Origin of the sequence: Halorussus marinus (assembly GCF_004521895.1) — an archaeon.
Classification (GTDB): domain Archaea; phylum Halobacteriota; class Halobacteria; order Halobacteriales; family Haladaptataceae; genus Halorussus; species Halorussus marinus.
Genome location: NZ_SBIR01000006.1, coordinates 1 through 12,577 on the forward strand (window position 1 = coordinate 1; position 12,577 = coordinate 12,577).

Consider the following 12,577-nt stretch of genomic DNA (forward strand, 5'->3'; position numbering starts at 1 on the left):
GTCCGTTCACGCTCCACAAACTCCAAGTCGATCCAGTCACTACAACCGCTGAGGCGGGTGATTTTGGCCATGGATCAGCACAAAATCACTCCCGCCTCATCCTTCACTCTTAACTAAACACGACCGTAGCGGCAGGTCCCGCTCCGCCCCGAACGACTAATGAGCCGGCGACCGCAGGACGCGTATGGTCGAAGACACGTTCGACATCGGCGGCGATCTCACCGTGAACCGGCTCGGCTTCGGCGCGATGCGGCTGACCGGCGACGACATCATCGGTCGGCCCGACGACGAAGCCGAGGCCCGGGCGGTGCTGGAGCGGGCGGTCGAGCTCGGCGTCGACTTCGTCGACACCGCCGACTCGTACGGCCCCGGGGTCAGCGAGCGCATCATCGGCGAGACGCTCTCGCCCGACGACGCGGTGGTGGCGACCAAGGCCGGACTGCTCCGGAACCGGGACGGCGAGTGGCTCCCTCACGGCGGGCCGGACTTCGTCCGGAATCAGGTGCTGTGTAGCCTCGATCGGCTCGGCGTCGACACCATCGACCTCTACCAGCTCCACACGCCCGACGTCGACGGGCCGTTCGAGGACGTGGTCCAGACGTTCGCCGAGCTCAAAGACGACGGGCTGGTCGAGCACGTCGGGCTGAGCAACGTCGACGTCGAGCAACTGGACCGCGCCCGCGACGTGGTGGACGTCGCGACCGTCCAAAACGAGTACAACGTCGGCAACCGCGAACACGAGGACGTGCTCGAAGCCTGCGAGGAGGCCGACATCGGCTTCATCCCGTACTTCCCTATCGGCGGGGGCGACCTCGGCGAGAAGGCCGACGTGCTGGAGGACGTGGCCGGCGACCGCGAGGCGACCGCTCGGCAGGTCGCGCTGTCGTGGCTCCTCCACCATTCGGACGTGACGATCCCGATCCCGGGGACGTCGAGCGTCGAGCACCTCGAAGAGAACGTCGGGGCCGCCGACGTCGAACTCTCCGAGGACGAACTCGCACGGCTCAGCGAGTAGAGAGCGACTTTTCCGACCTATCACGACACGCCCTCCCTCGAACCGACGGCGCCGGGGCTGTCGGGGTAGCGTCGAAAGAAAAACCGTCTGATCGTCTCGCGCAGTCAGTAAAAACCGACTTAGAGGCGCTCGACGTTGGTCGCGCGCGGACCCTTGTCCGCCTGTTCGATGTCGAACTCGATCTCAGTTCCCTCTTCGAGGTCCGGGCCGCCAACGTCTTCCATGTGGAAGAAAACGTCCTCGTCCGCATCCTCAGTGTCGATGAAACCGTAGCCGCCAGTGTCGTTAAAGAAGTCGACCGTACCTGTTGCCATTGCTTCTAAAGAAAGACGCGGGGGACTGATAAGGGTTCCGAGAGACGCGCTACCACGAGCCGCGACGACGATGGGCGAGGAACGACCACGGGTCCCGGCTCGTACTGGCGGCTGTAGCTATTTTACTCTCCAGTCGCCGGAGAGTCGTTATGGATTGACACACTGGCGTCTCCGAACGAGCTTTTCGCGTAAGTACAGCCGCCAGTATCAGTCGTCCGCGACGGGCGCGTCGGGCCGGAAGTCCCGGCTGATCGCCTTCCACTTGCCGGTCGAGAAGCGGTAGTAGTTGATCGCGGCCGGCACGATCGTCTCCCCGAGAAACGAGAGGTAGAGCCCCGCGATCCCCAGCGACGTGGTCGCGCCCAAATACGCGAGCGGGATGGCACAGCCGAACATCCCGACGAGTTGGCTGTAGAAGGGCCAGCGGGTGTCGCCGCTGGCGTCGAGCGGGCCGGCGGCCGCGCCCTTGACCCCTTGGGCCAGCACCGCGAGGCAGGCGGCGTAGACGAGCCCGACCGCGACCGGGATCGAGGGGTCGGTCGCGTCGCCCACGAACAGCCCGACGATCGGTTCGGCGAACGCCGCGACCAGCACCGCGGCGACCGCGTAGGTCGCGACCGCGAACGCGATCACGTCCCGGGCGTACGACTCGGCCCCGAGCTCGTCGCCTTCCCCGAGCGCCTGTCCGACGAGACTGCTCGACGCCAGCCCGAAGCCCCAGCCGGGCGTGTTCATCAGCCCCCAGATGCGCCGGGCGATGACGTAGGCCGCGACCACGCTCGGGCCGAACAGCCCGACGATGGCGAGCATCGGGAACTTCGCGACCGTCCAGACGAGGTTGCGACCCACGACCGGCAGGCCGATGGTGACCAGATCGCGCATCGTCTCGACGTGGACGTACGAGCCGAACGGGTCGACCCGCACCGGGAGCTCGCCCGCGCCGGGGAGTCGACCCGCGATCAGGCCGGCGGCGAACGCGGCGGTCACGACCACGTTCGCGAGCACGGTCCCGAGCGCCGCGCCAGTGACGCCCATCTCCAGCCCGAAGATGAACGCGGCGTTCAGCGCGATGTTGGCGACGGCGCCGCCGGCCCGGACCAGCATCGGGGTCCAGGCGTCGTCGGCGCCGATGTAGATCCGACTCCCGATGAGGTTGAGCCCCGCGAACGGGACGCCGACCGCGAGCGTCCGGAGGTAGGCGGCGCCGAGTTCGATGGCTCGCGCGTCGTCGGTCATCACCGAGATGAGTTCGGCCGGGAACAGCCAGAACGCCGCGGTCACCGGCACCGTGACCGCGACCACCAGCGTCGCGCTCGCCCGGACCGCGACCCCGAGCTCGTCGAACGCCTCGGCGCCGTAGCGCTGGGAGACCAGCGCGATGGTGCCGCCCGCGAGCCCGCCGCCCAGCGAGAACGCGATACCCCAGTACGGCGACGCGAACCCGACGCCCGCGATGGCGACCGGGCCGACCGCGACCCCGACCATCGCCACGTCGACGGCGTTTTTCGACATCCGCGCGAGGCCGGTCACGATCCGGGGCCACGCGAGGTCGGTCGTGTGCCGGACGTGCTCGGGGTCTACCACGCCCGCGCGAGCGAGCGCGAGCCCGATGTAGAGGATGAGCAGCCGGACGGGGTTCGGAAAGCGGACCACGACCAAACAGTGTTTCGAATCGAAGGTAAACGTTTTCTTTCCGTGAGGAGTCTTCGGCGTCTCGCCGCGATTCCAAAGTAGGGACGCGAGCCCGAGCGGGTCACGTCCGGGCCGGTCAGTCGTTCGGATACGCCTTCTCGAACGGGTCGGGGGGCAACAGGAGGTCGCCGAGTTCGGGCATGTGTTTCACGTTGAACAGCACTTTCAGCTCGTCGGTGATGGGCATCCCGTTGCACGACAGCCGGATGCCCCGCTCCATCAAATCGGACGGGAGGACGTGACTGGAGGGCATCGAGAGTTCGCCGTCGACGAGCTTGATCGCGCAGTTGGCGCACGCCCCGCCCCGGCAGGCGAACGGCCAGGCGTAGCCGTCCGCCTCGGCGGCTTCGAGGAGCGACTCCCCGGGTTCGACCGCAAAGCGCCCGTAATCGTCGTCGTCGAGCCCCGCGTCGCCCGCCTTCTCGAAGAGGTCCTCGTCGTCGGTCTCCCACCCGAAGTCCGCGAGGACGTCGTAGTTGAGGTAGGTGACCTCCGAGTAGGCCCGCTCGGGCTCTCCCCGGGGGGCGTCGCCCGGGGGTTCGGACTCGGCGCCGGGGTCAGGATCGGGATCGGGATCGGGTGCGGGCGAGGAATCGGGCGGCCGACCGTCCTCGACGTAGCCGGCCTTGATCCGCTCGTAGGCGGTCCGGACCGCCTGAAACTCCTCGACCGACCCGCCCTGATCCGGATGAGCTTCCTTCACGCGTTCGCGGTACGCCCGCTCTATCTCCGCCTCCTCGGCGTCTGTGTCGACGCGTAACACGTCGAACGGGGACTGCATCACCTGACGCTAGCGAAATCCCAGACATAAGTCTTGGCTTCGGTGTGGAGTCGACCGGTAGTTCGGGGCAGATTCGCGACCGGCGGCTCGCTCGCGACGTTCGCGGAGACGGGGTCAGTTCGTCGGACCCGCGTGGACGCTTCGGTGAGCCCCGCGACCAAGAGCCACCGCGAACCCGATTCGGCGCGCCTGTCGGCGACCTCACGCCGAGGACCCGGACGGTTCTCGTACTTTCCACAGGGCGTAGAGGCCGCGAAAGAGCAATCCGAGAAACCCGACCAACAGCAACACGGCACCGATCGGGCCGAGCGGTCGAGGCAGTGCGACGAGGGTGCCCGCTTCGAGTCCGAGCAGAACCTCGTATCCCAGCCAACAGCAGAACGCCGGGAAAACGTAACGCTCGCTCCCGTTCGTCTCGGCTACCCTCGAACTGATTCCGACCAGCAGAATGCCGAACAGCGGGATGGCAATATCGACGACGTATCCTTCTCCACCGAGCCACTCGATCATTGCGATAGATGAACTGTCACGGATGCTTATCTTTTCGCATCCATCCCCAGAGAGGGGGACTGCACGACCGATACTGTTCGGCAGATCGAACGGCTGGGATCGTGGACGAGACGCGCAGAGCTGACGGATCGGGTCGAATCTCGCCGCGGAGTAGTTTCGTTCGCAGGAAAATGCCGCCTCCCGGATTTGAACCGGGGACAGCTCGATCTTCAGTCGAGTGCTCTCCCAGTCTGAGCTAAGGCGGCGCACTCGGTACGAGGCCCAACGAAAAGAAAAGGGTTTCGAAACACGCCGAAAGCGCGGCGTCGGCGACGCCGGCCAAACGCCTATGACGAGTGAGACCGTGTGTCACATATGGGCGATCGAGCCTGCTATCTGGAGTTCTGTCCGGACTGCGACGCGCGGGTCACCGTCGTCGACGAGGCGTGTCCGGACTGCGGAACCGTCCTCGCGTAGCCCTCCGACGGTCGATCCGCCGGCGCGAGCGAGGAGGGTCACTCGGCGTCGTCGGTGACCTTGCCGTCGGCGCGGTCGCGGTCGCGCGCCGCGGGGTCCCTGTCGTCGGGGTCGCCGTACCCGCCGCCGCCCGGCGTCCGGACCGTGACGGTCGTCCCCGCCGGGGCGTCGCGAGTGGTCTTGGCCGGGACCGACTCGCCGTCGATTCGGTTCTGGCCGGTCGCGCCGTCGTCGCCGCCGGCCCGGCCCTCGGGGGCGTGGCGCCGGCGCTCGGTCAACAGCGACACCACCGAGTCGGTCTCGACGCGCACCGACCGCTCGATTCCGAGTCCGCCGCGGTGTTCGCCGTCGCCGCCGCTGTCGGGTCGGAGCGCGTACCGCTCGACGGTGAGGGGGTACTCAGTCTCGATGGACTCGACCGGGGTGTTGAGCGTGTTGGTCATCCCGACCTGCACGCCGTCCATCCCGTCGGCGCCGGCCCGGCCGCCGAACCCGCCGCCGATGGTCTCGTAGTAGGTGTAGCCGTCGCTCGCCCGGCTTCCGATGATGAGGTTGTTCATCGTGCCCTGACTCCCCGCGGGCACCGCGCCCGGGATCGCCTGCCCGAAGGCCGCGAGCACCACGTCGGTCACGCGCTGGCTGGTCTCGACGTTCCCGCCCACGACCGCCGCCGGCGGCTCGGGGTTCAACAGACACCCCTCGGGCGCGCGGACGTCGACCGGATCGTAGCACCCGTGGTTCGGCGGGATCTCGGGGTCGGTCACCGCCCGGACCACGAAGTAGACCGCGCTCTTGGCGACCGCCAGCGGCGCGTTCAGGTTCCCGTCGACCTGCGGGGCGGTGCCCGCGAAGTCCACGTCGACGCCCGTCCCGTCGATCGTGACGGCGACCTCGACCGGCACGTCCTCGTCGGTGACGCCGTCGCCCTCCAGCGCGTCGGCCGCGCGATATGTGCCGTCGGGGATCGCTTCGAGTTCGGCCTCGACGCGCTCCCGGGAGTAGTCGACGACGGCGTCGAAGGCCGCCCGCAGACGCGCCGGACCGTGGTCGTCGAGCAGCTCCCCGACCCTGTCCTCGGCGCGCTCGTTGGCCGCGAGCTGGGCCCGGAGGTCGGCCCGGCGCTCGTCGGGGTTGCGGACGTTGGCGAGCAGGAGTTCGAGCACGTCGTCGTTCCGACCGTCGGCGGTCGCGAGCCGAACCCCCGGGATCCGGACGCCCTCCTGGTAGATCTCGGTCGCGCCGGCGGGCATGCTCCCCGGCGAGATGCCGCCGACGTCGGCGTGGTGGGCGCGGGTCACCGCGTAGCCGACGATCTCGCCGTCGGGCGCGACCGGCGAGACGATGGTCACGTCGGGCAGGTGGGTCCCGCCCGCGAACGGGTCGTTGAGCAGGAAGGCGTCGCCCGGCTCTGGGTCCTCGTCCCGGATCGCCGCGACCGCCTCGGGCATCGCGCCGAGGTGGACGGGGATGTGCTCGGCCTGCGCGACCATCCGGCCGTCGGCGTCGAACAGCGCGGCCGAGCAGTCTTGGCGCTCTTTGATGTTCGGGGAGTACGCCCCGCGGATCAGGACCTGTCCCATCTCCTCGGCGATCCCCTCCAGTTGGTTGCGCAGGATTTCGAGCGTGACCGGGTCGATCTCGGAGTCGGCGCTCATCGGTCCGCCCCCCGCGTGAGCACCGCGGTGCCGTCGGCCTGCACGGTGGCTCGCCACTCGGGCGCCACCACGGTCGTGCTCTCGGCCTGTTCGAGGACCGCCGGGCCGTCGACCGCGTCCCCGGGGGCGAGCGCGAGCCGGTCGTGGATCTCGGTCTCGTACACCGCATCGCCGAATGCGGCCTCCCGCGTTCCGAGGAGACTGTCGCCGCCGGCCTCGTAGGCGGTGTCGTCGACGCCGCGTTCGACGCGGGCGGTGGCCCGGAGAGTCACCAGCTCGACCGCCTCGTCGACTCGGTAGCCGTACGCCCGCTCGTGGGCGTCGTGGAAGCGCTCGCGCACCGCGTCGGGGTCGAACGACTCGGGGATCGACACCTCGAGTTCGAAGCTCTGGCCGGCGTACCGGCAGTCCGCCGAGAGCCGGACCGCGGCGTCGGCCCCGTCGGCCACGTCCGCGAGCGCCGCCGCGCGGAGCGCCGCGAGGTCGGCGTCGACCTCGTCGGGGTCGGCCTCCGCGAGCGGCGTCAGCCGGGTCCGGACCGCGTCGTGTTTCTCGTCGGCGTCGAGCAGGCCGTACGCCGAGAGGACGCCGCCCGCGACCGGAACGACGACCGTGTCGACCCCGAGCGCGTCGGCGAGCGGCGCGGCGTGCATCGGCCCCGCGCCGCCGAACGCCACCAGCCCGAACGCCCGGGGGTCGTAGCCCCGCTCGACCGTGACCGACCGGATGGCCCGGATCATCTTCGCGTTCGCCACCTCGTAGACGCCCCGGGCCGCCGCCAGCGGCGAGTCGAGCCCCGCCTCGTCGGCGAGGGCCGCGAGCGCGTCGCGGGCCGCGGCCTCGTCGAGTTCGAGTTCGCCGCCGAGCGCAGTGCTCGCGCCGACGTATCCGAGGACCACGTTCGCGTCGGTGATGGTCGCGCGCTCGCCGCCCTTGCCGTAACACGCCGGCCCCGGCTCCGCGCCGGCCGACTCGGGGCCGACCCGGAGCGCGCCGCCCGAGTCGACCCACGCGAGGCTCCCGCCGCCCGAGCCGATGGTGTGGACGTCGACCATCGGCACCCGGACCGGGACGCCGCCGACGCTGGCGTCGGTGGTCCGCTCGGCTCGGCCGTCCCGGACGAGGCTCACGTCGCTCGACGTCCCGCCCATGTCGAAGGTGACCAGCCCGGCGAGGTCGCGGTCGGCCCGGACGCGTTCGGCCGCCCGGTTCGCGCCGACGACGCCCGCCGCGGGGCCCGAGAGCACGGTCGTGACCGCCTTGTCCCGGACCGTCCGGGCGTCGGCGATGCCCCCGTTCGACTGCATGATCCGGGGCGCGGGGACGCCGAGTTCGGCGGCGCGGGCTTCGAGCCGGCCCACGTAGGCGTCGATGGCCGGGGTGACGTAGGCGTCGACCGCGGTCGTCGCGGTGCGCTCGTACTCCCGGAACTCCGCGAGCACCTCGTGGGAGGCCGAGACCGGCACGTCGAGTTCCTCGCGGAGCAGTTCGGCCGCCCGGCGCTCGTTCTCGGGGTGGGCGTAGGCGTGGAGGAAGGCGACCGCGACGCTCTCGACGCCCGACTCGCGGAGGTCGGCCGCGATCGCCCGCACGTCGTCGGGGTCGACGGGCGTCTCGATCCCGTCGGGGGTCGCACGCTCCGCGACTTCGTAGCGCCGGCGTCGGGGCACCAGCGGAGCGGGCTTCTCGGCGTCGAGATCGTAGAGTTCGGGGCGGGTCTGGCGACCGATTTCGAGCACGTCGCCGAACCCCTCGGTGGTCACCAGCGCCGTCCGGGCGCCGCCGCGTTCGAGCAGTGCATTGACCGAGACGGTCATCGCGTGGGTGAACTCCGAGACCGCGCTCGGATCGACGCCGGCGTCGTCGCAGGCCTTCCGGATCCCGGCGATCACGCCCTCGCTCTGGTCGGCGGTGGTCGGTACCTTGGCGGTCACGAGCTCGCCGTCGCCGGTCACGAGCGTCACGTCGGTGAACGTGCCACCGACGTCGACGCCGATGCGCGGTCCCGTCACGGGCGCCCTCCCGTCGGAGCCGCGGGTCGACGCGGGGTCGGTGTGAGTACAGACATTCGAGCGGTCCTACCGACCACAGGCTAATCATCGTAGCGGTCGGAGCAAGCGACGAGCCCCGGCGGGCGACGGGACGGACGCGACGCTATCGAGGAGAGGAACGTGGGCCCGCTCGGATTCGAACCGGTGCGAGACGGTCCCGCTCGGTCGCGTTCGCTCCCTCGCGCGCCTGCGACTCGCGGGATTCGAATCCGACCTTCGGTCGCTGACCCGATCGGACGTCCCACGCCGGACGCGACGCTACCGAGGAGAGGAACGTGGGCCCGCTCGGATTCGAACCAAGGAGTCACCCGGTGTCCCATGGCACTGGATTTCCAGTCCCAATATGAGCCGGGGGCTTTACCAGACTTAGCTACGGGCCCGCAGATCCACGTAAAGCGCCGATTCTTTAAATGACTTCGGTTCGGCGCGACCGCGACCCCGGTCGCGGCGAGGCGGCGGCGCGGGCGTCGAATCTCGGGCCTTTAGGTGTCGAGACCGTAGCGGGCCGTATGCACGCACTCGATCCGTCGCGGGGCCTCGCCGACCCGGCCGTCGCGTTCGTCGCCGCCGAGGCGTCGCGCGGGACCATCACCGCGGTAGGCGTCGCCGCGATCGGGGTTTTGATACTGCTATCGGCGTTTTTCGCGTCCTCGGAGATCGCGATCTTCTCGCTCGGAGACCACCGAATCGGCGCGCTGGTCGAGAGCGGCGCGCCGGGAGCCGGGACCCTCGCGGACCTGAAATCGAATCCGCGGCGGTTGCTGGTGACGATCCTCGTCGGGAACAACGTCGCCAACATCGCGATGTCGAGCATCGCGACCGGCGTGCTCGGACTCCACTTCGGCGCGACCGAGTCGGTGCTGATCGCGACGTTCGGTATCACCTCGGTCGTGTTGCTGTTCGGCGAGAGCGCGCCCAAGTCGTTCGCGGTCGAGCACAGCGAGTCGTGGGCCCTCCGCATCGCTCGACCCCTCCGGGCCGCACAGTACGCGCTGTACCCCCTCGTCGAGGTCTTCGACTTCCTGACCAGAGTCATCAACAGAGCCACCGGAAGCGAGGGGAACGTCGAGGCCGCCTACGTCACGCGCTCGGAGATCCGGGAGATGATCGAGGCCGGGCAACGCGACGGCGTGTTCAGCGAGGACGAACACCGCATGCTCCAGCGACTCCTCCGGTTCCGGAACCGCATCGTCAAAGAGACGATGGTCCCGCGGCTCGACGTGGTCGGCGTGCCCGCCGACACCGACCTCTCGGCGGCGATCGACGTCTGCGTCGAGACCGGGTTCACCCAACTGCCGGTGTACGAGGACACCCTCGACGAAGTGGTCGGGATCGTCGACGTACAGGACTTGCTTGCGGCCCGCGAGCGCGGGGGCTCGCGGTCGGTCCGGGAGGTCGCGAGCGCGCCGTTCGTCGTTCCGGAGACCAAAGACGTCGACGAACTGCTGACCGAACTGCGCACCGAACGGCGCCGGCTCGCGATCGTCGTCGACGAGTTCGGCACTACCGCGGGCGTCGTCACCATCGAGGACATCGTCGAGGAGATCATCGGCGAGATACTCACCGAGTCCGAGACGGTGCCCGTCCGGTGGCTCGACGACGACACCGCCGTCGTCCGGGGGGAGCTCAACGTCCACGAAGTCAACGAGGCGCTCGGCACCGCGCTCCCCGAGGACGGCGGGTTCGAGACGGTCGCCGGTCTGATGTTCGACCGGACGGGTCGGCTCGCCGAGGAGGGCGAGTCGGTGACCGAGGACGGGGTGGGCCTCGTCGTCGAGACCGCCGAGAACAACCGGGTGCTGGAGGTCCGAATCGAACTGCCGGGCCCCGAGACGCTCGTGGCGGACGACGGGACGTAGCCGGGACTCGTCGTCGATAGTCGCCGAGAGAAGCGCCGTCGCCAGGACTCGAACCTGGGACCACCACGTTAACAGCGTGGCGCTCTACCAGCTGAGCTACGACGGCTTCCGAACGCATTCTATCGTATGCGGGAGTCCTTTGATAGGGCTTTCGTTTTCGCCCGCGGGCGGCGAGGCGATACGCTTTCGGCGCCGGCGCGGTAACCGTGGCGTAATGACGGGCGACGAGTCGGCATTCGAGGCGGTGGTCGAGGCCGTCGGCGAGCGGATCGCTCCCGACGAGCGCGAGCGCGAGCGGTTGGCCGAGGCGGTCGCGGTCCTCCGCGAGCGGGCGACCGACGCCGTCGCCGACCTCCCCGTCGAGGCCGACCTCCGGCAGGTCGGGAGCACCGCCCGCGGGACGTGGATCAGCGGCGATCGGGACATCGACCTGTTCGTCCGGTTTCCCCCTGATCTGCCCCGCGAGGACTTAGAGGAGTACGGCCTCGAAGTCGGCCACGCCGTGCTCCCGGAGGGCCGCGAGGAGTACGCCGAGCATCCCTACGTCGTCGGCGAGTTCGACGGTTTCGACGTCGACCTCGTGCCGTGTTACCGGCTCGATTCGGCGACCGAGATCCAGTCGGCGGTCGACCGCACACCGTTTCACAACGACTACGTCGCCAAGCGCCTCGACCCCGAGCTCGCCGGCGAGGTCCGGCTGTTCAAGCAGTTCCTCAAGGGGATCGGGGCGTACGGGAGCGACCTCCGGACCCGGGGGTTCTCGGGGTATCTCACCGAACTGCTCGTCCTCGAACACGGGAGCTTCCGGGCGACGATCGAAGCCGCCGCCGAGTGGCACCCGCCGGTCCGGTTCGACCCCGAGGACCACGGCCGAGCCGACGGGGCGGACTCGACGCCGGGCGACGCCGGCGAGCAGTTCGACGACCCCCTCGTCGTGATCGACCCGACCGATCCCGAGCGCAACGTCGCGGCGGTCTGTGCGCCCGAGAACGTCGCGCGCCTCCAGCACTACGCTCGCGAACTGCTCGACTCGCCCCGGGAGTCGCTGTTCGTCGCCGAGCGGGTCGATCCCCTCACCGCGGATGCGGTCCGCGAGCACGTCCGGCGGCGGGCGACCGCGCCGGTCGCGGTGCGGTTCGACGCGCCCGACGTGGTCGACGACCAGCTCTACCCCCAGCTCCGGAAGTCCCTCGACGGCCTCCGCGAGGAGCTCGACCGTCGCGGGTTCGACGTGCTCCGGACGGCGGCGTTCGCCGACGAGTCGGCGGCGCTGTTCGCGGAGCTCGAAGTCGCCGAGCGCCCCGCGATCGAGCGCCACGAGGGCCCGCCGGTCCACGTCCGAGACCACGCCGAGGGGTTCTACACCAAGTACGCCGACGGCGACGACTACGGCCCGTTCGTCGACGGCGACCGGTACGTCGTCGAGCGCAACCGGGAGTTCTCCACCGCCGCGACGTTCCTCGAGAGCGACGCCATCCTCGACGTTGCGCTCGGCGTGCGCGTCGAGCGCGAACTCCGGACCGACTACGACGTGCTGGTCGGCGAGGCGGTCGCCGACCTCGCCGAGGAGTTCGGCCGGGAGCTGGCTCGGTACTTCGATCCCGGGCCGTAACCGGTCCGCGGTGGGCCTCGTCGGGCCTCCCTCGTGCGGATTCGGCGCCGAGCGCCGAGACGGACGCGCTCGCCCCGTTTGTCGGCGATACTATGGTTTTCGGCACGAATACGAACGTTAATCCGATACCGCCGCCGTCTACCGTTCGATGACAGAGTCCGAATGGGAGCTGTACGTCGAAGGCAACACGCTCGTCGCGCACTTCACCGCGGGGATGCCCGCCGACGAGGCCGAGTTCGCGAAGGTAAACGAGCGGTTCGAAGAGCTCGCCACCGACGGGGAAGTGACGGCCCACATCTCGTTCGTCGAGATGGAGGAGGCGCTCCACGAGGGCGTCTACGAGAAGGCGGCCGAGGCCGCCCGCGTCGGCAAGTCCTACGGCATCACGAAGTGGGCGATGGTCTCGGACGGCATCAAGAGCATGGCGGTCGCGAGTTCGGTCGGGGACATCCCGGACATCGAGACCGAGACGTTCTCGGACTACGAGGCGGCGCTGGAGTGGACGACCGAGTAGCCGACCCGGTGGGTCCGAACGGCCCGGTATAAGCCGGGCCAACTCGCGCGAGGACCCCGTTGCTTACCTCGCCACAGGCGACCCCTTTTTCAAATAAGCACTAAACATTGATGAGCGA

Annotated in this window: 10 protein-coding genes, 3 tRNA genes and 1 pseudogene; 4 read left to right on the top strand and 10 right to left on the bottom strand. The window is 69.5% G+C overall.

Features of this window, described 5'->3' with window-relative positions:
• Window positions 1-71: pseudogene (locus EPL04_RS08795) on the bottom strand (IS6 family transposase); the annotation flags it as partial.
• A 113-nt stretch (window positions 72-184) separates the two neighbouring features.
• Here EPL04_RS08795 and EPL04_RS08800 point away from each other — a divergent pair.
• Window positions 185-1,015, top strand: coding sequence for an aldo/keto reductase (locus EPL04_RS08800; RefSeq protein ID WP_134670971.1), 831 nt, complete (start codon window positions 185-187; stop codon window positions 1,013-1,015).
• 119 nt (window positions 1,016-1,134) lie between these two features.
• Here the strand turns inward: EPL04_RS08800 and EPL04_RS08805 are convergent, their stop codons facing one another.
• From EPL04_RS08805 to EPL04_RS08840, 8 genes are all read right to left on the bottom strand, one after another.
• Window positions 1,135-1,329 (bottom strand): cold-shock protein, encoded by a 195-nt coding sequence (locus EPL04_RS08805; RefSeq protein WP_134670972.1) that lies wholly within the window; start codon window positions 1,327-1,329, stop codon window positions 1,135-1,137.
• 207 nt (window positions 1,330-1,536) lie between these two features.
• On the bottom strand, window positions 1,537-2,982 hold the full coding sequence (locus EPL04_RS08810; RefSeq protein ID WP_134670973.1) for an MATE family efflux transporter: 1,446 nt from the start codon (window positions 2,980-2,982) through the stop codon (window positions 1,537-1,539).
• 115 nt (window positions 2,983-3,097) lie between these two features.
• The gene (gene fer, locus EPL04_RS08815) at window positions 3,098-3,802 is read right to left on the bottom strand and encodes a ferredoxin Fer (protein ID WP_134670974.1); all 705 of its coding nucleotides are present in this window, start codon (window positions 3,800-3,802) and stop codon (window positions 3,098-3,100) included.
• A 201-nt stretch (window positions 3,803-4,003) separates the two neighbouring features.
• Window positions 4,004-4,312, bottom strand: coding sequence for a hypothetical protein (locus EPL04_RS08820; RefSeq protein WP_134670975.1), 309 nt, complete (start codon window positions 4,310-4,312; stop codon window positions 4,004-4,006).
• A 171-nt stretch (window positions 4,313-4,483) separates the two neighbouring features.
• Window positions 4,484-4,557, bottom strand: a tRNA-Phe gene (locus tag EPL04_RS08825).
• A gap of 249 nt (window positions 4,558-4,806) precedes the next feature.
• The gene (locus EPL04_RS08830; protein WP_134670976.1) at window positions 4,807-6,423 is read right to left on the bottom strand and encodes a hydantoinase B/oxoprolinase family protein; all 1,617 of its coding nucleotides are present in this window, start codon (window positions 6,421-6,423) and stop codon (window positions 4,807-4,809) included.
• Window positions 6,420-8,435, bottom strand: a complete 2,016-nt coding sequence (locus EPL04_RS08835; RefSeq protein WP_134670977.1) for a hydantoinase/oxoprolinase family protein — start codon at window positions 8,433-8,435, stop codon at window positions 6,420-6,422. Before EPL04_RS08835 ends, EPL04_RS08830 begins: the two co-directional genes overlap by 4 nt.
• A 315-nt stretch (window positions 8,436-8,750) precedes the next feature.
• Window positions 8,751-8,854, bottom strand: a tRNA-Ile gene (locus EPL04_RS08840).
• A gap of 129 nt (window positions 8,855-8,983) precedes the next feature.
• Between EPL04_RS08840 and EPL04_RS08845 the strand changes: the two genes are divergently transcribed.
• The gene (locus tag EPL04_RS08845; RefSeq protein WP_134670978.1) at window positions 8,984-10,333 is read left to right on the top strand and encodes a hemolysin family protein; all 1,350 of its coding nucleotides are present in this window, start codon (window positions 8,984-8,986) and stop codon (window positions 10,331-10,333) included.
• Window positions 10,334-10,366: 33 nt separating this feature from the next.
• On the opposite strand, the gene EPL04_RS08850 is transcribed toward EPL04_RS08845, so the two are convergent.
• Window positions 10,367-10,439 (bottom strand) — tRNA-Asn (locus EPL04_RS08850).
• Window positions 10,440-10,547: 108 nt separating this feature from the next.
• Here EPL04_RS08850 and cca point away from each other — a divergent pair.
• On the top strand, window positions 10,548-11,945 hold the full coding sequence (gene cca / locus EPL04_RS08855) for a CCA tRNA nucleotidyltransferase (protein WP_134670979.1): 1,398 nt from the start codon (window positions 10,548-10,550) through the stop codon (window positions 11,943-11,945).
• 148 nt (window positions 11,946-12,093) lie between these two features.
• The gene (locus tag EPL04_RS08860; protein WP_134670980.1) at window positions 12,094-12,459 is read left to right on the top strand and encodes a hypothetical protein; all 366 of its coding nucleotides are present in this window, start codon (window positions 12,094-12,096) and stop codon (window positions 12,457-12,459) included.
• Window positions 12,460-12,577 lie beyond the last annotated feature (118 nt).